Raw genomic sequence first — 20632 nt, forward strand, 5'->3', positions numbered from 1 at the left:
AGTCCCGCTACTGTCGGGAGGCCGAAACCACGCCGGGAGCGCGGTCGGTTCGTGGAACCGGCCGCGCTCCGCGTCGTCGGAGCTCCGTAACATGCGAACCGTGTCCGAGCCGGATCAGCCCGAACGAGCGGGAAGCGAGCGCGCCTCTTCCGAGGAGAACCGTGGCGGGCGCTCGCACGTCCAGGCCGGGGCACCCGCCGGAACCGAGGCCGGGGAACCGGAGGACGCGCCGCCGGCGCGGGTGGACAACGCCTCGTTGGGGAGGGCGCGTCGCGTCGCCCCCACCTGGACGGAGCCGCTGGCGATCCGGCTGAGCGCGCCGTTCGGCGGGCCGCTGGGCAGGCACGCCCAGGTGGGCAGGCAGTGGTTCTGGACGCCGCTGCGGGTGATCCTGCTGCTGGCGGTGCTGCTGCTGGCCGCCGCCTGGCTGTTCAAGGCTCCCTGCGCGCAGACCTACGAGACCACCGACGGTCCCAGGCTGGACTGGCGCGACCACCGGCAGTACACCGCGCTGTGCTACACCGACCTGATCCCGCGCTACGGCGCCGGTGACCTGGCGCCCGACGGGGCCTTCCCGTACAAGACCTCCTGGGTGGACAACCCGGGCACTCGCTACGAGCAGGTCCGCTACATGGAGTACCCGGTGCTGACCGGGTTGTTCCAGTGGGCCAACGCGAAGCTCACCGACGGCTGGATGGCGCTGGCCTCCCAGGGGCTGCTTCCCGCCACTGTGGAGGGTGCGGTCTACTTCGAGATCAGCGCGTTCTGGCTGTCCGCGGCCTGGCTGGTGACCGTCTGGGCGCTGTACCGGTTGTGCAAGTTCCGGGCGTGGGACGCGGCGCTGGCCGCCACCGCGCCGCTGGTGTTCGTGCACGCCTTCACCAACTTCGACGCGCTGGCGACGGCGTTGGCCACCACCGGACTGCTCGCCTGGGCGCGCAAGCGGGAGACGCTGGCGGGAGTGCTGCTCGGGCTCGGCGCGGCGACCAAGCTGTACCCGCTGCTGTTCATCGGCCCGATCCTGGTGCTGTGCCTGCGTTCCGGCCGAATCCGGGAGGGGGTTCGGACGCTGCTGGCCACGCTGGGCGCGTGGCTGGCGGTGAACCTGCCGATCATGTTGCTGTACCCGCGCGGCTGGTGGGAGTTCTTCAGGCTGAACAGCACCCGCCCCGCCGATCCGGACTCGCTGTACAACGTGGTCATGTACTTCAGCGACTGGCCGGGCTTCGACGGTCCGCTCGGGCCGCAGGAGAGCCCGTCGGTGCTGAACACGGTGAGCTTCGTGCTGTTGCTGCTCGGCTGCGCGGCGATCGGGGTGCTGGCGCTGTCCGCGCCGGTGCGGCCCAGGCTGGCCCAGCTGTGCTTCCTGGTGGTGGCGGTGTTCCTGCTGACCAACAAGGTGTGGAGCCCGCAGTACTCGTTGTGGCTGGTGCCGCTGGCCGTGCTGGCGATCCCGCGCTGGCGGCTGCTGGTGACCTGGATGCTGATCGACGCGGCGGTCTGGGCGCCTCGGATGTACTACTTCCTCGGCACGTCCAACAAGGGACTGCCCGAGGGCTGGTTCCTGGGCGCGGTCGTGGTCCGCGACGCGGTGGTCGTGCTGATCTGCGCGCTGATCGTGCGGGAGATGCTGCGTCCGGAGCTGGACAGGGTACGCCGCAGGCCCAACGCCGATCCGCATGGCGGGTTCCTGGACAACGCCTCCGACCGGTTCGTGCTGCCTATCCCCCGGCGGTTCGCCCCCGTTCCCGCTGAGGGGCGGTCTCCGGCGCGGGCGAGCTTCCGGGGAACCTGAACCCGGACGCCCCGAGGAAGGCAACGAAGAGCCCGACCAGCAGCGCGGCCCTGCCCCACACTCCGATCATCACGGCCTGCGCCGCCAGCGACTGGTACACGGTGTAGGGCTGGTCGGTGTTGATCAGGTACATCCAGCGGAAGAACCCCACCCCCATGGCGAGGTCGGCCAGCAGGTAGGCCACCAGCCACCCGGAGCGCACCGGCACGAGCACGAGGAACGGCAGCAGCCAGAGGGCGAACTGCGGGGAGTGCACCTTGTGCAGCAGCAGGAAGCCGCACAGCATCGCGGCCGAGACCGCCACCCACGGAAACGTCCCGCTTCGGGCGCGGTGACGCAGTCCCACCGCGCAGGCCAGCACGAACGAGCCGAGCACCAGGACCGGGGAGAGCACACCGACCAGGGCCTCGAACCGGTCCTGCTCCAGCGCGGGGCGCAGTCCCCAGTACCAGACCGAGTTGGTGGTCACGTCCACCGAACGTCGCAGCTGGAACCGGAACGAGGCGGCCCATCCCTCGGGGCCGATGAGGGCGAAGGGCAGGTTGACCAGCACGAACGTGCCCAGGGTGGTGGCGAGGACCGCGAGCGCGCCGCGCACGTCGAACCGGCCACCGCGCGTGCCGGAATCGTGGGAACCGGCAGCGTCACGGACACCGGCAGTGCCGCCGGTGAGCACGTACAGCACCAGCGGCAGCGCGAACATCGCGGGGTAGAGCTTGCAGGCGGCGCCGATGCCCAGCAGCACGGCAGCCTGCAGCGCTGGGCGTCGCGGTCCGGTGGCCCGGCCGCGGTGGACGGCGTAGACCGCCCCCACCGAGCACGCCACGGCGGCCAGGTCCCAGTTGTGGAAGGAGTAGAGCACCAGCGGTGGGCCGAGCGCCCACCACAGCGCCCGCCAGCGGCTCAGCTTTCCCAACCACCACGCGGTGAGCAGCCCGAACGGCGCCAGCAACAGCGCGGAGGCCACCAGGAACCCGGCGTCGGTCCGCACGAACAGCGAACCCAGCCAGATCAGCACTCCCAGCAGTACCGGGTACTCGACGACGTCGCCGTACAGCCCGCCGTCCTCGGTGATCCCCCCGGTGGCGTAGGGGAATCCCATGCGGTCGAGGTCACGCACGTCCCACAGGTGCTGCAGGTCCGAGTAGCAGACGTCGCGGAAGTTGCGCAGCGCGAGCTCCGGGCCCGACACGCCGGACTCGTCGAACTCCGGGCCGGTGCAGCGGGCCTTGTTGGCGTAGCCGAGCAGCATGGTCAGCCCGGTCAGCACGCACAGCGCGGCCAGGGCCAGCGCGGACAGCCCGGACGTCCGCCCGGTCACCGCTCGGTCGCGCACTTGCCCTCCCGGATGAGGGTCGGGGTCGCGGTCCTTCCGGTCACGAGGCCCCGGCGGCGGTGGCGATTTCGCGAGAAATCGCCGAGCGCCCGGGGCCGGGGGTCAACCGCGCAGGTAGGCGATGTCGGCGGCCTGCCCTTCCGGCGGTGTCTCCACGACCACGGGGGCGTCGGCGGTGGCACAGACTTCCCGCAGCACCTCGGGGTCGATCGTGCCGGAGCCGATGTTGGCGTGGCGGTCGCGCCAGGATCCGAAGGGATCCCTGGAGTCGTTGAGGTGCACCAGGTCGATCCGGCCGGTGATGGCACGAACCCGCTCCGCGATGCCCACCAGGTCCTCCCCCGCCGCGTACGCGTGGCAGGTGTCCAGGCAGAACCCCGCGCCGAACTCCCCGACCGCGTCCCACAACCGGGCGAGGTCGTCGAAGCCGCGCGCCATGGCGTTGGCCCCGCCCGCCGTGTTCTCGATCAGCACCGGCACCTCGAAACCGCCCTCGGCGGCCTGGCGCTCGAAGAGCTTGCGCCAGTTGGCGACCCCCTCGGCCGGATCGTCGTCCTTGGTGACGTGGCCGCCGTGCACCACCACTCCCTCGGCACCGACGCGCGCGGCGGCGGCGGTCTGCGAGAGCACGGACTTGCGGGAGGGGATGCGGACGCGGTTGTTCAGCGAGGCCACGTTGATCACGTAGGGCGAGTGGACGAAGACGCGCAGGTCGGACTCGCGGAGCCGTTCCTCCTGCGGATGCGGCTGCGGGGCCTTCCACCCCTGCGGATCGGACAGGAAGAACTGCACGACCTCGGCGCCGCGTTCGCTCGCGGCGGTCAGGGGATCGTCGTCACGAACGTGGGCACCGATCTGCATGCCCCGAGCTTAGTAGGAGTGCCTCGGGCCGGTTCGCGTGGCGGTGCGGGTGGCGGAACCGCTCGCGCGGCTCGTGAGCGGGTCCGGAGACATCGAGTAGTTACCACACCACGTCTCCGGAGTCCTCGCGAGAGCGCACGCGGGAGCATCAGCGGTCGGTCCCGCCGCGGGAGTGGTCGGAGTTCGACTCGCGGGAGTGGATGGGGGCCACTCGCGGAAACAGCAACAGTTCCGACGGCGAGGAGGGACGTTCGGCACTCGCGCGCCGAAGAGCACGACTCGGCTGAGCGGCGAACGAGTGCCCGACTCCCCAACGGAGCCGCTGGGCGGCGGGGGTGATCGCACTGCTCCACTTCGCCGTACCAAGGTCCGAGCCTGCCACCGGGCGGCCACCCGGACCTCCGACTCGAAACGGTTTCACACTATGGCGTTACCGTGACCGCACTCACGCGTTGACTCGGGTGAGGGCTTCGCTCTCCGGGAACCGACCGCCTCGGACCACCGGCGTCCGGTGAACCGGAGATCACGCACGGAGTGAGGGGTACGTGTATGAGCAGTCGGCACGATGACCACCCGGCCGAGGAATCCACCGCCGAGGCCCGGAAACGGGCACCCGCCGCGCTGCGACGCGCCGCGGCGGCGACCGTCGCCGGTGCCGTGGTCGCGACGAGCGGGTTCCTCGGCGGCGGTGTGGCCGCGGCCGCTGATCCGGTGGTGATCGGGACCTGCACCGAGGACGTGACCAGCACCGAACACGGGCAACCGATCGTGGTCTCGCCCCGGGCGCTGGACTCCCGGGTCAAGGACGCCGCCGGGCTGACGTTCCCGTTCGACTTCGACCGGATAGAGCGAATCCACCAGCAGTTCCTGGAAACCGCACCGGTGCCCGTGGGCGAGGTGGCCGAGGAGGAGCGGCACTTCTCCGGCTCGGACCTGGCCGACGCGCTGGCGGAACGCGTCGCCGGCCTGCCCGCCGTGGAGGGCCGGGGCGAGACCATGAACTTCCACGTGGGCAACCTCGCGCTCACCTGCTTCGGCGGGGTGAACGTGCCGGGGCAGCCGAAGCCGGAGCCCGAGCCCAGCGACCCGCCACCCTCCACTCCGGAGCAGCCGACCACCACCCCGCCGAGCGAGTCCGGCGAGCCGGACCGGACACCCGAGAACCAGCCCTCGGAACCGCCCCGGCAGGACCGGGACCCCGCCGGTGACGAGGGGAACCGGCAGTCGGAGCAGGGCTCGGGCGGCGCCCGGTCGAACCACTCAGCGGGGTCCGCCGAGCAGGTGGCCCCCTCCGAGTACGCTTACGTGCCGGGGTCGCTGCCGCCGTGGTCGGACAGCAGCTTCGGCGAAACGCCCGGTGGGAAGGCCACAACCGGTGACCTGAGGGAAACCGAGAGGCACAACCAGCAGAACCGGGTCCGCGAGGCCGGGAGCGCCCACGCGCTGCCCACGGGTTCCGGCCGGCGGGTTGCGCTGCCGGTGCTGCTGGCGGCCGTCTCGTTGGCCGGGGTGACCGCCGCGCTGATCAGGACCTGGGTGCTGCGGCGGGCCTGAACCCCTCCGCCACGGCTCGTTCGCCGGGGCGTTCCGGGCGGACGCATCGGGCGCCCCGAACCGGTTCCGTCACGCGCGGACGACGAGGCGTTCCGAAGCGGGCGCGCGACTCGGTCGCGCCGAGGACACCCAGGTCACCGGCCGGATCGCCGGGTTGCTACGCTGTGCCGGATCGCCGGAATGGCGACCCTCCTGCCGCGGAGAGTCCGCGGCCGCGAGTCCACAGGAGGTGAGTGGTCGTTATGCGTCATTACGAGCTCATGGTCATCCTCGACCCGAGCCTGGACGAGCGGAATGTCGCCTCGTCCCTGGAGAACTACCTCAAGGTCATTCGCAACGACGGCGGCAGCATCGAGAAGATCGATGTCTGGGGCCGCAACAGGTTGGCCTACGAGATCAACAAGCGCTCCGAGGGCATCTACGTCGTGCTGGACCTGAACTCCGAGTCGGCTTCGGTCAACGAGCTCGACAGGCAGCTCAACCTGAGCGAGAACGTGCTGCGCACGAAAATGCTGCGCAAGATCGTCCAGCCGCGCAAGGAAGCCCGTCTGGCCCGCGCCAGCGCCAAGGCCGCCAAGGCGGCCAACCGTGGCGGGGGCGAGGTGTCGGCCTGATAACCGCTCCACGAGCGGCACAGCCACCCGACCCCAGCACAGAGACGGAGTCCACAGGCGATGGCCGGTGAAACTGTAACCACAGTGGTCGGCAATCTGACAGCCGACCCGGAACTGCGCTTCACCCCCTCGGGGGCGGCGGTCGCGAACTTCACCGTCGCGTCCACGCCGCGGTTCTACGACCGTCAGGCAGGCGAGTGGAAGGACGGCGAGGCCCTCTTCCTGCGCTGCAACATCTGGCGACAGGCCGCGGAGAACGTTGCCGAGACACTCACCCGCGGCATGCGCGTGGTGGTGCAGGGACGGTTGCGCCAGCGTTCCTTCGAGACGAAGGAGGGCGAGAAGCGCACCGTGGTCGAGATGGAGGTCGACGAGGTCGGCCCCTCGCTGCGCTACGCCACCGCGAAGGTCAACAAGATCAGCCGTGGTGGCTCCGGCGGTGGTTCCGGCGGGGCCGGCGGCGAGGACCCCTGGAACTCGGCCCCTCCGGCCGGTTCCGGCGGCGGCTTCAGCGACGAGCCCCCCTTCTGATCCGGGCGGGACGAGCGGGTCGCCCCGCGACCGGACATCGTCCCGCCGTGACCGCGGCGTTTTCGCGAATGCCCGGGAACTGCCCAACCGTGGCCGGAAGCCTCCCGGCGGACGCCTCCGGCTCTCGGTCGAACGAAAAACCCTCTACGGAGTTCTCGCTCTCTTCGAAGGAGCAAGCACATGGCCAAGGCGCCCGTGCGCAAACCGAAGAAGAAGGTCTGCGCCTTCTGTGACGACCAGAACGCACTGAGCATCGACTACAAGGACACCACGCTGCTGCGCAAGTACATCTCGGATCGCGGCAAGATCCGTGCGCGGCGTGTGACCGGCAACTGCAGTCAGCACCAGCGCGACATCGCCATCGCGGTCAAGAACGCCCGCGAGATGGCGCTGCTGCCGTACACCTCGACCGCCCGGTAAGACCGGGACCTTCGCCGCGGCCCCGCGAGCTCTCGTGGCCGAGCCGTTCCGGAGGGGAGTCGGTCGCCAGGGCGCGGATTCGCTGCCCCGACCGCTCCTCGGGAACCGCCACGTGGGAGTGGGAACCGACCGGATCGTCGGTGCCGGTCGGTGGGGGCCGGGGTCGAGCTCGGTTCGGCTTTGAAAGGAGACACGCCGTGAAGATCATTCTGACCTCGGACGTGAGCGGTCTCGGTTCCTCGGGTGACATCGTCGAGGTACGTGACGGCTACGCCCGCAACTACCTGCTGCCGCAGAACATGGCCATCCTGGCCACCAAGGGTGCGCAGAAGCAGGTCGAGACGATCCGCCGCTCGCAGGAGAACCGTCGGGTCCGCGACCTGGAGCACGCCCGGAAGCTGCAGGAAGAGCTGCAGAACCTGGGCCTGGTGCGGCTTTCCAAGAAGGTTTCCAAGAAGGGCAAGCTGTTCGGCTCGATCACCGAGTCCGACGTGGTCTCCGCCGTGCGCAGCGCGGGGGGTCCCAGTCTGGACAAGCGTTCGGTGGAGCTGAAGGGCAACGTGAAGTCGCTGGGCAAGATGGCCGTCGGAGTGCGGTTGCACCCCGACGTCTACGCCTCGATGCATGTCGAGGTCACTCCCGGCAGCTGACTTCGTCACCCCGGTTCCGCGCGGCGGGCACACCCGTCCACCGCGCGGAACCGGTTCGGCTCCACTCGTGAGCCGTGCCCGCTTTCGCACCGGTGGGGCCAGGGGCGAGTCGCACCGTTCGGTCCCGTCACGGTGGACAACCTGTCCACAACCTGTCCACAGGCCGTTTCCTGCGGTAACGACCGCATGGACAGAGTTTTCCCCAGGTTGTCCACAACGCGCGCCCGCAGGGGGACACGTGTGTCTCGTGCCGTCGGGCCCGTCCTGCCCGAGCCGTTCGCGGTCCCGTCGAACCGCCCGGGTGCCGAAGCGGCTCCCGTATGATGTGGGCACCTTCGAGATCGCGGACACGACAGTGGGCGCTCGCGACGCGCCGGGCCGCGAGCGGCCGGACGCCGTCGGGATCTCCGCCAGTATCCGCCGGAACGACTCGGCCCCGGCGCTCCGTCGGGTCGGCACGGCGACGCGTATGCCGGAACTCGGCCCGCCCTCGGGGCCGGACTCTGCGTCCAGGAGGTGGCAGTAAGCCGTGGCGTTGGCTGACGAGCGCGGTTCGGAACCGCCCCCCGACGACGACGGTGGTCACGGAGCGGCCTTCGAACGGCAACCGCCCCAGGACGTGGCCGCCGAGCAGTCCGTTCTCGGCGGGATGATGCTGAGCAAGGACGCCATCGCCAACGTCGTCGAGGTGCTCCAACCACAGGACTTCTACCGCCCCGCGCACCACGTGATCTACGAGTGCGTGCTCGACCTGTACGGACGCGGCGAACCCGCCGACGCGGTCACGGTGTCCGCCGCGCTCGAACGCCGCAACGAACTCGCCAAGGTCGGCGGCGGCGCCTACATACACACCCTGCTGCAGGCCGTCCCCACCGCGGCCAACGCCAACTACTACGCCGAGATCGTCTCGGAGAAGGCGGTGCTGCGCAGGCTGGTGGAGGCGGGCACCAGGATCGTGCAGTACGGCTACAACGGTTCCGAGGGCGCCGCGATCGAGGAGGTGGTGGACCGCGCGCAGGCCGCCGTCTACGACGTCACCGAACGGCGCACCAGCGAGGACTACGCCGCGCTGGAGGACCTGCTGCAGCCCACGATGGACGAGATCGACGCCATCGCCTCGCGCGGCGGCGAGTCCGAGGGGATCCCGACCGGTTTCGTGGACCTGGACGGTGTCACCAACGGGCTGCACCCGGGCCAGATGATCATCGTGGCGGCACGTCCCGGTGTGGGCAAGGCGCTGGCGCTGGACACCCCGCTGCCCACCCCGGACGGCTGGACCACCATGGGCGCGGTCTCCGTAGGCGACCTGCTGCTCGGCGCGGACGGCAGACCGGTCCGGGTCGCCAGGACCACCGAGGTCATGCACGGTCACCCCTGCTACGAGGTGGAGTTCTCGGACGGCACGCTGGTGGTCGCCGACGAGCGGCACCAGTGGAGCCTGCGGGATGGCACGGTGTGCACCACCGCCGGGCTGCGCGACCGGATCGCCAACAGGCTCGACGTCGAACTGCCGGGGCACGACCCGTTCGCACTGGCGCAGCGTGACCTGCCGGTCGCGCCCTACCTGCTCGGGGTCTGGCTGGCGGCGGGCGACGCCGAGACGGGCGAGCTGTCCGGAGTGCACGAGGACGTGCTGACCAATCTGGAGCCGGAGGTTCCCCGGGACGAGGACGGCACCGTGCGGATCGACGAGGAGACCGCCGAGAAGCTGGCAGAACTGGGGGCCTGGCGGGAGCCCGACGTGCCCGCCGAGTACCTGCGCGGCAGCCAGCAGCAGCGCCGCTCCCTGCTGGCTGGGTTCGCGGACGCCTCGGGCAGCGTCGGGGAGGACGGCCGCGTGCTGCTGCGGGTCCGCGAGTCGCTCTCGGTGCGGCTCCGGGAGCTCGTCCTCACGCTGGGGTACCCGTGCACCGCCACCGTGGACGCCGAGTCCGAGGCGGGGGTGGCGAGCACCCTGGTCGTCTTCGACAGCGGCGAGGACCAGATCTTCCGGCGCACCGAGCTCGACGACCAGCACAAGCGTCACCGGGGCGGCGACAGGCACACGCGGCGCGTCACCGCCGTCCGGCCCACCGACAGCGTGCCGGTGCGCTGCGTGGAGGTGGACTCGACCGACCGGCTCTACCTCGCGAGCCGCTCGATGATCCCCACGCACAACTCCACGCTCGGGCTGGACTTCGCCCGCGCCGCCTCGATCAAGCACGGGCTCGGCAGCGTCATCTTCTCGCTGGAGATGGGGCGCACCGAGATCGTGATGCGCATGCTCTCGGCCGAGGCCCGCATCCGGCTGGGCGACATGCGCGGTGGGCGGATGACCGACGAGGACTGGACCCGCCTCGCGCGCCGCATGAGCGAGATCAACGAGGCGCCGCTGTTCATCGACGACTCGCCGAACCTGACCATGATGGAGATCCGCGCCAAGGCGCGGCGGCTGAAGCAGCGCAACGACATCAACCTGATAGTCGTCGACTACATGCAGCTGATGACCTCGGGCAAGCGGGTGGAGTCCAGGCAGCAGGAGGTCTCGGAGTTCTCCAGGAGCCTCAAGCTGCTCGCCAAGGAGCTGGAGGTCCCGATCGTGGCGATCTCGCAGCTCAACCGTGGTCCCGAACAGCGCAACGACCGCAAGCCGCAGCTGTCCGACCTGCGTGAGTCGGGCTGCCTGACCGGCGGGACGAGGCTGCTGCGCGCCGACGACGGCTCCGAGATCACCTTCGACGAGCTGATGGCCGGTGGGCAGCGGCCGCTGGTCTGGTCGGTGGACGAGCACCACCGGATGGTCGCGCGACCGATCACCAACGTGTTCAGCAGCGGCGTCAAGGAGGCGTTTCGGGTGAGGCTGGCCTCCGGCCGCGAGGTCGAGGCCACCGCGAACCACCCGATGCTGACCCCGTGGGGGTGGACCTCGCTCGGCGAGCTGACCACGGGCTCCCACGTGGCGGTGCCCGGCAGGGTTCCGGAGCCGCTGTGCGCCGAACCGGTCCCGGAGTCCGAAGTGGCCCGACTAGCGGAGGCCGCGACGCGTTCGGCGAGCGTGCCGCGCCGGGTGTTCGCGCTGCCGCGCGAGCAGCTCGCGCTGTTCCTGCGCCTGTTCTGGGGGACCGAGCCGGTCCCGGAGGGCTCGTCCGAACTCGCGGTCGAGCTCGGGGACGAGTTCGGCAGCCGCACGGTGACCGGCCGCGGCCTGGCCGACGGGATCCAGCTGCTGCTGTCGCGGTTCGCGATCCGCTCCCGCCTGCACCGAGCCGCTCCGGTGGACGGGCCGGACCGCTGGCGGGTCTCGCTCGACGGCAGGGACAGCCGACTGCGCTTCGCCCGTGAGATCGCCCCGGTACGGGCTTCGGCCGCGACGCGCGCGGCGGTGGGGGCACGATCGGCCACCGGCTCCGGGGCGAGCACCGCCCTCGCCGACACCGTCGAGGGGGCACCGCCGCCGCCCCCGGACTCACCGGAACCGGCGGAGAGCACCGGTGACGACGTGCACTGGGACGAGATCGTGGAGATCACCTCGCTCGGCCAGCGGCCGGTCTACGACGCCACGGTGGCCGACACGCACAACTTCGTGTCCAACTCGGTGATCATGCACAACAGCCTGGAGCAGGACGCCGACATGGTGATCCTGATCCACCGGCCCGACGCCTTCGAGCGGGACGACCCCCGAATGGGCGAGGCCGACCTGATCCTCGCCAAGCACCGCGCCGGCCCCACCGAGACGATCACCGTGGCCCACCAGCTGCACTACAGCCGGTTCGTGGACATGGCCCAGGAATAGCTCCCGACGACTGGGTTCCGGCGGCGCGGCCCCGCCACGCGCGCGGCGCGGGCACGGGTGCTCCTCGTCCTCATCGGAGCCCGGTCCACCGCCACGCGCGTGGCGAGCACGTCACTCGGAGAGCGTCCGAACCGCGTTGCCCGCGAACCGACGAGCCGTCTCGCACGTGGGCGGGTCATCCGCCGAGTTCTCGCTCACGTGCACCTTCAGCGACTGGTCACTGGCCACGTCGACGTACGAGGTGCAGCTGTCGTGCGGCCCGCTCTCGGATTCGCCGTACTCGAGCCTGATCGCGCGGTATCCCTGCACACGGGGCAGCTCGACCGCTCGGGAGGAGGCCATGGAGCCGTTGGTCCACCGGTCGATTCCGTGGTTCGTCACGACGGCGAGGGAGACGGTGCCGCCGTACACGGGCGAGTACCGGCAACTCGTGCCCTCCTCGTCCGAGCCCTCCACGACCGAAACCGGTCGCGGCGGTGACTCCACCCGGAGATCGCGCAGCTCCGCCCGCGAAATGAGGTCGCACGGCCGCACGTCCTCCAGTGACAGTTCACGCGGCCTGTCCGAGGAGCCACACGCCGTCGACACACCCAGCGGCACCAGCACGGCGGCGAGGAACCGCACCACACGACCGGTCATCCGTAGTACCGCACTTTCAGCTCGGCGACTTCGGCCTGGAAACGCTGGATCAGCCGCGGAGTCAGCTCGGCCACCCGTGACACGAACTCGCCTTCGCTGAGCTCGCGCACTGTCCCGCGACGGATCGACGCGCTGAAGTCCTGCATTCCGACCGTGGATATGGCGATGCGCCCGTCGTCGGACTCGACGCTCACCTCGACCGCCTGCATCTCCGCCTCGAAGTCGGTGTCGTGCTGGTCGTTCGGTTCGATGTTCAGGTTCGTGGTGCTGATCGCCTCGCGGTACTGCCTTACCCACCCGGTGTACAGCCGCCGGGCCAAGCCGGCCAGGGCACGTTCCAGGAAGCGCTCGTCCACGAACTCGTACGCGCTCTCCCCGAACGTGAGCGTGACCTCGCTCCGATTGCGCAACTCGGCTTCGAGGTCCACACCGGGAGCGCTCGCCCGGACCCGGATCCGGTCCAGTCGTTCCGCCAGTTCACCCACTGCGCCATTCCCTCCTAGGTCGCCCCACCGAGTCCCGCACCGCTGGTCAGTTCGCCGTCGTCCATGCCAGCCAGCGCCGGGCGCGCCGCGACGAACGCGTCGCGATCGGCCTCCAGCTGTCCCGGAACCCCGTCCAGTGCGCTGGAGACCTTGCCCCCGGACTTGCGGATCTCTTTCGTGAGCTCGTCGGCCGAGTCCTTCATGGACCGCATGACCTGCTCCACCGAGCCGCCTTCCTTGACCATCTTCGCCGCGTCCATCCCGGCGGAACCGACCGCGCCGACAGCTCCCACGGCGGGGATCAGCGCGGCCGAGGCTCCCCCGGTGAACGGAATCGTCCCGACCGCCGCCACCGCCGCGGCCACCGAGAAGGTGAACTTCAGCTCGTTCTTCCCGCAGCTCTCGACGTTGTCCAAACCGTTGAGCGTCTCCTTCGCGATGGACTCGATGTCGTCACGCGCTCAACGCCACCGCTCCTGATCAGCTTCGAGCGCACCCTTGAGCACACCGAGCAGCAGGAACTGGTTCTTGGCCACGGCGGGGAACGGGTCGAGGAAGTTGCGCTTGAAGTTGTCCGCGGCCTCGCCAGTCCAGTCCTCCAAGGTGTCCCCGGCGGAGCCGACGCGGGTCAGGTCGGGATTCGCCTTGATGTTCCCGTCGCTGATCGGGTCCTTCATCTCTCCGGAGGAGAGTTGTTCCATCGCGCTTCCCAGCGCCTCGATCGGTGCGTCGTAGGAGGCGGGGTCGGGAATGCCCGTGAACGGTTCGAAGTGCGGTACGGCCGCTCCCTCGTACTTCTGCCGGATCTCGGGGTAGTCGACCCCGTTCCCGCTGGGACCTCCCCCTTCGGCCTTGCGTGTCTGCTGGGTGTACTCGACCTCGGCTGCGCGCTGCTCGATCTCCCGCGCCCGTTGCATCAAGTCGTCGAAGCTCATGTGCTCACTCCGGTTTCGGTGTCCCGCGGTCGTCGAGGAGCTGCTGCAGCCGTGCCGCCGCGGCCCGGTCGTCCTCCGCGTACTGCTCGGCCGCCTGGTTCAACGCCTCGGCGGTCTCGTCCAGGTTCTCCCGGGTCTTGCGCAGCAGGCCGATGACGGAGTCGTGCGCCCGCTGGTACTTGTCCGCCACGGCGCCCCCTTCCGCGACGAACTGCTCGGGCACGCCCGAGATACCGGACACCCCGTCCCGCGCGCTCGCGCACTTGTCGACCGCACTGTCGTACGCGGCGGACACCGTCGGCAGATCGGAGTTGGCGACCTGTTTCAGCCCGTACAGGTCGGTGCCGAACTCCTTGCCCGTGTGTGCCATGTTCCTGTCCTCCGGTCGGCGTAGAGCTCTCATACTAGAGCTCGGAACGGGACTCCGGAGCGGAATCAATGAAAAAGAGCGGGAAACCACGCGGGCACTTGCCTCCGTGCCGGGCACGCGCGAGGTTGAGGTTTCCGCCGCCGGTGGCCACCCAAAGGCGGCTCCCGCAGCAGCTTCGGGGCGGCCTTCCCCGCTTCCCTCACGGCAGCGACTGCGACGGAGGTCGTGACCGGGAATTCGAGACGTGCCGGAACGACAGCCGGCACCGCTGCTGGTCGGCGCGGGGCGTCGTGCTGACTGCGGCGCGGGGCGATGTCGCCACGACCGGGGTGCTTACCGGCTGGGGGACGGGGACTGAGTAGTACTGGTACAGGATCTCCCGACAACGACGATCAAGATGCCTGTCAAACGGCAGATGTCGAAACGGCCTTACCGTACCGTTTGTCGACATTGTTCGTCGCCAAGGATCGTCGAGACTGACGAACTGCGAAACACCAGTACGCCTGAGGCGCCGACAGGCGAGGATCTCTCGGCACAGGGTTTCGGAACACCTGCCCGGAATCGTGCGCTAAGACAGTCGATGCAGGTCACCGTACCGGCATGATGGTTCCAGCGAGCCCGGACGGTAGCAGATAAGCACGCTGGCTCACCTGCGACCGACTCGAACACCAGCTTCGCGACAAACCGACCTCGCGAGAACGGCACACACGTTGGCGCGGGTTGTGCTGGCCCTGTGGCAGGAACGGTGAGGACGCACAGAGCCACACACGAATGTTCGTATCATTTTAGCTGGTCATGGCGATACCTTTCTCGCATGAGCACGCCCTCTCACCGCAGTCGTCATCGCGACACCGATCACGGTCGCCGCAGTGCCGCCCGGTCTTCCACCTCGGTCGATGTTCCCTCTCGCTACGTCAACGCGCTGGCTCAGGAACGGCTCGACAAAGCGCGTTTCCGCAACGCGGGACTGCGGATCGGGAGCTCCTCGGTCGTGCACGCCGTGCGATGGCGCGAACGCCCGGACGGAATCACCCAACCGGCACCTGCGTGCCACCAAGGACACGACCGCCCCGACGGAGACGAAGCACTCACCCCCGTCTACGACAAACCAGTCTCCTGCCGGGGATGCCTCACTCGCCCCATCGCGCGGCAAGAAGGACAACCCTACGTACCCGCCACGGGACAGTGGAGCTTGTGGACAGAGGAGGACGGCGTGCCGCCACTCCCTCCGTTCCCACCTCCCGACGACACCACGGCCATATAGAGGGCCTGGAACGCGACCGGGGCGACCAGGAACTCGGCGAGGATCTACGGTCGCTGGGCACGAAGACGCTGCGCGAGGTGCGAGCGTTTGGTCGTACTCCTACGGAAGGCGCTTCCCCGTAGAACGAGGCCCTGTAGGACTTCCGAGCCCTGTATTCCCGACAACAGCCCAATCTGTGCCAGGACTTTACGAACCGGCCGAAACCAGGATCATCTGGATCAGCGACCAGCGGCGACGAGGGCTTGGCACCAGTTTCCTTTCCCAGGCTCCTTCGTCCCTGATGCGGCCAGTGGAGCACGGTCACCGCTCGACCGGGCATCGTGAAGGTGTCGAGGTTTCCGCCTCGCCTCATCTCCGGGGCGCGGGGCGTCCGAGGCGCGCACGTCGTGGCGGGGCGGGGGTGCCGACTCCACGGTTCGAGGTGTTGGGCGCGGTACTTCCCGGCCGGTTCCGGGCAGCGGTCGTCGTGGCCTCGGCAGCCGACGGTCCCGACCACACGTCGGGGAATCGGCGGAATGCCCGCTGCCGCACGGAGTCGCACCGCGGCCCCGATCAGGGCGAGCGATGCGAAATCCCGCCCGATGGCACACCGAGCGGGACTTCAACGCGGGGGTTCAGCCGTCGAGGCGGTGGCTTTTGAGCGCGGCGACGAAGGTGGCGAAACGCTCCGGGGAGACCGCGAGGACGGGGCTGTCGGCACCGAGCTTGCTGTCTCGGAGGAGAGCGGCCCCCGGCAGGTTCTGGGCGACCTCGACGCATTCCCCTCCACCGTTGCTGCGGGTGGACTTGCGCCACCGTGCCTGTCCCAGGTCCGGGCTGTTCACAGTGAGGCTCCTTAGCGGGAGAGTTCGGCCTGTATCTCTTCGAGCCTCGCGACGGACCGCCGAGGGTCGAGCGCCACAGCACGAAGATGCTCCGCCGCCAGCGTATAGCGTTCCACTTCGTGCCCCTCCTCGAGGTAAAGCGCGCTGGTCAGATTGTCTATGTAGACGACGGGGTCGTACACCCCTCCGAAGTCCAGCAGGGTGAACGCGGTGCCCATCGCGATGTGGGTCCCCGCTTCGAACGGCAAGACCTGCACGGTCACGTTCGGCCTCTCGGCCATCTCCCGGACGTGGCGAAGCTGGCGCGCCATGACGGAGTCGTCACCGCAGCGGCGGCGGAGCGCTGACTCGTCGATCACCGCCCACAACTTCAGCTCGCCGTCGAGTTGCCGCTGCCGGGCTATCCGCAGTTCGGTGCGCCGGTCCACGACGTCCTTGGTGATGTCCGGCGTCCACGCCTCGATCACCGCGTGGGCGTACTCGCTGGTCTGCAGCAGACCGGGAATGAGGTCGATCTGGTAGTTGGTGACCGAGGTCGCCTCGGACTCCAGCTCGATGTAGTCGTTGAAGTAGTCGGTCAACGCGTCGCTGTAAGCGTGCCACCAGCCTTTCTTCTTGGCCTGCTTGCTCATCCGCACGAGCTGGTCGGTCAGCTCGCCGTCGGCGCCGTACAACCCGCACAGGGCGCGGACGTCGGGCACGGTGATCGTGTTGATCGCCGTCTCGATGCGGCTGAGCTTGGACCTGCTCCAGTCCAGCTCATCCATCACGGTCTCGACGCTGATGTCGGCCTGTTCACGGAGCTGCCGGAGTTTGGAACCGAGTCTCCGTCGCTGCACACCGGGCTTTTTCCGGCTGGTCATGTGGGCACCTCACATCGAGGGGAAGACCTCTGCTTAACACGAACAGGGCAATTTTGAAGTTATCGAATGCGCAATATTGCACATACAAAACATTCGGTGGCATGATCCAGTCTACAAGCGACGATCGGGGTTGAGATGAACGGCACTGCTCTCGCTGAGAACACCAGCGAAACAGCCGTGCTTCACGGCAGCTGTCCAGCTGGTTCAGCGGTGCGGCATGACGTGCGTGGCCTCCCGAGCCGACTCGGGCCGGGCGGCGGAGTCATCTTCGCCGGGAGGAGGCCGGGGCACTGTCCCGGCAGCGAGGCCGAACGACCGAATCCCGCCAGTTAGAAGTCGCCAGGAGCGCGCTCGCGAGGCACCGAACGACGCACGTGGCGCGCTCCCGCAGGTTCGAACCGCTCGTCCGGTGGCGGCAACCACCGGACGAGCAGCCCTTCCCGCGTTTCAGCCGGCAAGCACCACGCGGGGACGGCTCCGTCCAGTACCGATTACTGCGTAAGGAGCATGCTCATGCTATCGCCTGAATTCCTCGGGACAAGCGACGAGGAAGCACCGCGTACTGCCGATCCGGGTGCGGTCACGGTGTTCCTGGTGGTGGTGCCGCAGCAGTGGCCGCCGGACGAACGGCGACACGCGCTGCGTGAACACCCCAGTGGGCACCGGCTGCGAACCCAGATCCGCGCGTTGTGCGGCACCTCGGTGATCGTGCCGTTCCCGACCGTGCCGCGACGGGACGGGGAAAGCAGCATCACGGAACCGGTGATCGACTGCGAGCACTGCGAAGCGGCGATGCGCGAACGCGGCTACCGCGGCGTGGTCCTCGAATCCGGGTGAGTCCACCCCGTTCGGCAGACGCGTCGCCTGTTTCGACCGCGCTTGTTTCGGCCGGGCCTGTTTCGGCCGGGCTCGTTTCCGACGAACGCTGAGACCAGGACGTGCCGCGACAGCTCGCCGCCCTGGTCTCAGCACCGCGCGCTCCTCCGGGAACGGTTCGCTCGTCCGCACCCAATGCTCGACCCACCTCGAACGATCCGAACGAGAACCGGAACGCATGGCCAATTTGATCGATCTCTGCTTGTCCACTCTTTCCCGATGGGTACCGATCAGGAACGTCGATGTCCGAACTGGCTCAAGCCTCCGTGTGGGTTCTGCTGCTCGCCGCCGGGCTGATGCCACTGGCGATGCCACCGCGACCGTCACGGCGGAAATCCCACGACCAAGAGGAATAACCACTGACCGAACGTGGATCGCGGGCAGCGGTGAGGCCCAGTGGCACGCCTGCGAGCGGTTCGTCAGTCCGGGCACCACATCAGCGAGGGTCGACTGCGGACATGCCGTGCACGGTCCGCACGAACGCAGCAGCGGCTACGACCCGCCCGAGCAACCGCACCGCTCGGTGTGCGGACCGTGCCTGCACGCGATCGACTACTTCCCACCACGCACCACTCCACGACGACGTGCGGTGCGACAACAGCAGCAGCGGTCGGAGACCACCCTGCCCCACAGCGACCGCCCCGCTCCCTAGAACGGAGTCGGCACCACACAGCGACCACCCGCCCCGACCTCACGATCGGCGGCACAAATATGTCCTAAACAGACAGTCGATGAGCGCCGTTCTGGTCGGAACCGCCGCGTGCCGGGAAACGAGCTCTGGTAATCCCTCACTGACCGGACACGCCCAGTGAGGACCGGACGGTTTCTGTACTGGAAGAACGTGAAGGAGTTATTCACATGGATGCGGAACGTGACATGGCTGGTGACGGTGTCGCGGAGGACGGCGCGCGACCCGAGGCGCTGCGTGCGGCCATGGTCGAGGAATTGCGCCAACTGGGAGCGGTGCGCAGCGATCCGGTCGAGCGGGCTTTCCGGGTGGTGCCTCGGCATCTGTTCTCCCCGGAGGAACCACTGATGAAGGCCTACGGGGTCAATCGGTCGGTGGTGGTCAAGCGGGACGACGACGGGATGGCACTGTCGACCGTGTCGGCTCCCAGCATGCAGGCCGACATGCTGGAACAGACCGAGGTCCGGCCCGGTATGCGGGTGTTGGAGATCGGCTCCGGCGGGGTCAACGCGGCGATGCTCGCCGAACTCGTCGGCTCGGAGGGTCACGTGACCACGGTCGACATCGACGCGGACGTAACCGAGCGCGCCCGGCGCGGACTGGCCGAGTCCGGCTACGACCAGGTGAGGGTGGTCCGCGCCGACGCTGAACACGGCGTGGCCGACCAGGCGCCCTACGACCGGATTCTGGTCACCGTCGGGGTGTGGGACATCCCGCCCGCCTGGTTGGATCAGCTCGCCGAGGGCGGCAGGTTGATCGTCCCCCTTCGGTTGCGGGGAGTGATGCGGTCGATCGCGCTGGAACGCGCGGGCGACCGGTTGACCAGCCGGAGCGTGCACCCGTGCGGATTCGTGCCGGTGCAGGGGATGGGAGCCCGCGAGGAGCACGTGGCGCTGCTCGACGAGGACGTGGCGCTGCGCTTCGACGAGCAGCAGCACCTCGACACCGCCGGGCTCAGCGAAGCGCTGACCACACCTCCTGAACAGCGGTGGTCGGGGATCACCGTCGGCTCCCAGGAGATGATCGACGACCTGACCCTGTGGCTGACGACCACGCTGCCCGGCTGCGGCATGTTGACCGCGAAACAGGCCGCCGTCGACCGCGGGCTCGTGGGACGTCCGGCCCGCCGGGGAGTTCCGGCAGCGGTTGACGGGAACAGCTTCGCCTACCGCGCCACGGTCCGCACCACCGAGGACGAGCGGATCGAGTTCGGCGTGTACGGCCACGGTCCTCGGGGCGGCGAACTCGCCGAGCAGCACGTCGACCTGATGCGCCAGTGGGACCGCCAGCACCGCCACGGCCCCGGCGCCGTCATCGAGGTCCGCCCCGCCCACACCCCCGATGAGCGGGTGAATCACGGGCTCGTGCTCGACAGGAACCACACCCGTGTCGTGATCTTCTGGCCCTGACTCTTCCTGGTCAGGACCAGAAAACCGAAATATTCGAACACCACGAAAGGAGTGTGTCCGACATGTCCACACCCACCACCCTGGAGTCGTCGAGTACCGAGCCGGACCCGGACTTCGACCTCGACGTCACCGTCGTCGCCGCCGCGAACCGCGCGGCAGGTCCCGCCACGGCCGCGACCGGTGGGGAAACGGGCGGAGATCCCGCTAGAGCGCGCGGTGCATGATGTGCAGCCCGACGAAGCCCTTCTCGGGGTGCTCGAAGGCTTCCGGCACGGTGGTCAACACCTCGAAGCCCAGGGAGCGCCACAGCGCCACCGCTCCGGTGTTGGTCTCCACCACGGCGTTGAACTGCATCGCCCGGTAGCCGTCGGCGCGGGCCCGCTCGACCACGTGCCCGCCCAGCGCGCGGCCGTAGCCGCGCCCGGCGTGGGCCGGATCGACCATGAACGCCGCGTTGGCCACGTGCGCACCGGGCCCGTCGTGGTTGGGGTGGGTCTCGGCCGTGCCGACCACGGTCCCGTCCGCCTCGACGGCGACCACGGTCCGCCCCGGTGACAACCGCATCCATCCCGCGCGGGCGCTCGGTTCGGTGGTGTCGCGGTCCCAGCAGAACGTCTCCCCGGCGGAGATGATGTCGCGCATGAACCGCCAGATCGCGGGCCAGTCGTCGGCCGTCGCCTCCCTGATACGCACCCAACCAGCCTCTCCGATGGAACGTCCCCGGAGCAATCGAGGCAGCGCACGGC

At 69.1% G+C, this 20632-nt stretch carries 22 protein-coding genes; 12 read left to right on the top strand and 10 right to left on the bottom strand.

Annotated elements, in window-relative coordinates; all coding sequences use genetic code 11:
• Positions 1-241: 241 nt before the first annotated feature.
• Positions 242-1795, top strand: coding sequence for a glycosyltransferase family 87 protein (locus BLQ75_RS14810; RefSeq protein ID WP_425286461.1), 1554 nt, complete (start codon positions 242-244; stop codon positions 1793-1795).
• Here BLQ75_RS14810 and BLQ75_RS14815 read toward each other — a convergent pair.
• The gene (locus BLQ75_RS14815; RefSeq protein ID WP_139182996.1) at positions 1722-3047 is read right to left on the bottom strand and encodes a glycosyltransferase family 87 protein; all 1326 of its coding nucleotides are present in this window, start codon (positions 3045-3047) and stop codon (positions 1722-1724) included. The genes BLQ75_RS14810 and BLQ75_RS14815 overlap by 74 nt on opposite strands.
• 186 nt (positions 3048-3233) lie before the next feature.
• Entirely contained in the window at positions 3234-3992 is a 759-nt protein-coding gene (locus BLQ75_RS14820; RefSeq protein ID WP_092602710.1) for a deoxyribonuclease IV, read from the bottom strand.
• A gap of 549 nt (positions 3993-4541) precedes the next feature.
• Here BLQ75_RS14820 and BLQ75_RS14825 point away from each other — a divergent pair.
• The 6 genes from BLQ75_RS14825 (at position 4542) to dnaB (ending at position 11533) form a co-directional block, all read left to right on the top strand.
• Positions 4542-5546, top strand: coding sequence for a hypothetical protein (locus BLQ75_RS14825; protein ID WP_211481383.1), 1005 nt, complete (start codon positions 4542-4544; stop codon positions 5544-5546).
• Positions 5547-5788: 242 nt separating this feature from the next.
• Positions 5789-6160 (top strand): 30S ribosomal protein S6, encoded by a 372-nt coding sequence (gene rpsF / locus BLQ75_RS14830; protein ID WP_043569923.1) that lies wholly within the window; start codon positions 5789-5791, stop codon positions 6158-6160.
• 60 nt (positions 6161-6220) lie between these two features.
• A complete protein-coding gene (locus tag BLQ75_RS14835) occupies positions 6221-6691 on the top strand; it encodes a single-stranded DNA-binding protein (RefSeq protein ID WP_092602712.1) in 471 nt (156 codons plus the stop codon).
• A gap of 180 nt (positions 6692-6871) precedes the next feature.
• A complete protein-coding gene (rpsR, locus tag BLQ75_RS14840; protein ID WP_043569921.1) occupies positions 6872-7111 on the top strand; it encodes a 30S ribosomal protein S18 in 240 nt (79 codons plus the stop codon).
• A gap of 197 nt (positions 7112-7308) precedes the next feature.
• Positions 7309-7761, top strand: a complete 453-nt coding sequence (gene rplI / locus BLQ75_RS14845) for a 50S ribosomal protein L9 (RefSeq protein ID WP_092602714.1) — start codon at positions 7309-7311, stop codon at positions 7759-7761.
• Positions 7762-8290: 529 nt separating this feature from the next.
• Complete coding sequence (gene dnaB / locus BLQ75_RS14855) at positions 8291-11533, top strand: replicative DNA helicase (RefSeq protein ID WP_092602718.1); 3243 nt, start codon at positions 8291-8293, stop codon at positions 11531-11533.
• A 111-nt stretch (positions 11534-11644) separates the two neighbouring features.
• Here dnaB and BLQ75_RS14860 read toward each other — a convergent pair whose 3' ends face one another.
• Genes BLQ75_RS14860 through BLQ75_RS14875 form a run of 5 tightly spaced genes read right to left on the bottom strand, consistent with a single transcriptional unit; the run spans position 11645 to position 13962 of the window.
• Positions 11645-12172, bottom strand: a complete 528-nt coding sequence (locus BLQ75_RS14860; protein ID WP_092602720.1) for a DUF3558 family protein — start codon at positions 12170-12172, stop codon at positions 11645-11647.
• Positions 12169-12657, bottom strand: a complete 489-nt coding sequence (locus BLQ75_RS14865; protein ID WP_092602723.1) for a hypothetical protein — start codon at positions 12655-12657, stop codon at positions 12169-12171. Before BLQ75_RS14865 ends, BLQ75_RS14860 begins: the two co-directional genes overlap by 4 nt.
• Positions 12658-12671: 14 nt before the next feature.
• Complete coding sequence (locus BLQ75_RS24205; protein ID WP_244515562.1) at positions 12672-13073, bottom strand: hypothetical protein; 402 nt, start codon at positions 13071-13073, stop codon at positions 12672-12674.
• A gap of 45 nt (positions 13074-13118) precedes the next feature.
• Complete coding sequence (locus BLQ75_RS24210; RefSeq protein WP_244515564.1) at positions 13119-13592, bottom strand: hypothetical protein; 474 nt, start codon at positions 13590-13592, stop codon at positions 13119-13121.
• Positions 13593-13596: 4 nt separating this feature from the next.
• Positions 13597-13962, bottom strand: a complete 366-nt coding sequence (locus BLQ75_RS14875; protein ID WP_092602725.1) for a type VII secretion target — start codon at positions 13960-13962, stop codon at positions 13597-13599.
• A gap of 814 nt (positions 13963-14776) precedes the next feature.
• Here BLQ75_RS14875 and BLQ75_RS23080 point away from each other — a divergent pair.
• Entirely contained in the window at positions 14777-15226 is a 450-nt protein-coding gene (locus tag BLQ75_RS23080; RefSeq protein ID WP_139182990.1) for a hypothetical protein, read from the top strand.
• Positions 15227-15840: 614 nt separating this feature from the next.
• Here BLQ75_RS23080 and BLQ75_RS14880 read toward each other — a convergent pair.
• Together BLQ75_RS14880 and BLQ75_RS14885 are read right to left on the bottom strand one after the other, a co-directional pair.
• Positions 15841-16050 carry a DUF397 domain-containing protein gene (locus BLQ75_RS14880; protein WP_092602727.1) on the bottom strand — a complete coding sequence of 70 codons (210 nt, stop codon included), beginning with the start codon at positions 16048-16050 and terminating at the stop codon, positions 15841-15843.
• 11 nt (positions 16051-16061) lie between these two features.
• A complete protein-coding gene (locus tag BLQ75_RS14885) occupies positions 16062-16913 on the bottom strand; it encodes a helix-turn-helix domain-containing protein (RefSeq protein ID WP_092602729.1) in 852 nt (283 codons plus the stop codon).
• Between the two features lie 513 nt (positions 16914-17426).
• On the opposite strand from BLQ75_RS14885, the gene BLQ75_RS14890 reads away from it, so the two are divergent.
• The 4 genes from BLQ75_RS14890 (at position 17427) to BLQ75_RS23525 (ending at position 20110) form a co-directional block, all read left to right on the top strand.
• Positions 17427-17750, top strand: a complete 324-nt coding sequence (locus BLQ75_RS14890) for a hypothetical protein (protein ID WP_139182991.1) — start codon at positions 17427-17429, stop codon at positions 17748-17750.
• A gap of 502 nt (positions 17751-18252) precedes the next feature.
• Entirely contained in the window at positions 18253-18441 is a 189-nt protein-coding gene (locus BLQ75_RS14895; RefSeq protein ID WP_092602734.1) for a hypothetical protein, read from the top strand.
• 206 nt (positions 18442-18647) lie between these two features.
• Positions 18648-19886 carry a methyltransferase, FxLD system gene (fxlM, locus tag BLQ75_RS14900; RefSeq protein ID WP_092602736.1) on the top strand — a complete coding sequence of 413 codons (1239 nt, stop codon included), beginning with the start codon at positions 18648-18650 and terminating at the stop codon, positions 19884-19886.
• A 62-nt stretch (positions 19887-19948) separates the two neighbouring features.
• Positions 19949-20110, top strand: a complete 162-nt coding sequence (locus BLQ75_RS23525; protein ID WP_170837504.1) for a hypothetical protein — start codon at positions 19949-19951, stop codon at positions 20108-20110.
• Here BLQ75_RS23525 and BLQ75_RS14905 read toward each other — a convergent pair.
• A complete protein-coding gene (locus BLQ75_RS14905; RefSeq protein WP_092602738.1) occupies positions 20091-20579 on the bottom strand; it encodes a GNAT family N-acetyltransferase in 489 nt (162 codons plus the stop codon). The genes BLQ75_RS23525 and BLQ75_RS14905 overlap by 20 nt on opposite strands.
• Between the last annotated feature and the right edge of the window lie 53 nt (positions 20580-20632).

The organism is Actinopolyspora xinjiangensis (genome assembly GCF_900104475.1).
GTDB lineage: Bacteria > Actinomycetota > Actinomycetes > Mycobacteriales > Pseudonocardiaceae > Actinopolyspora > Actinopolyspora xinjiangensis.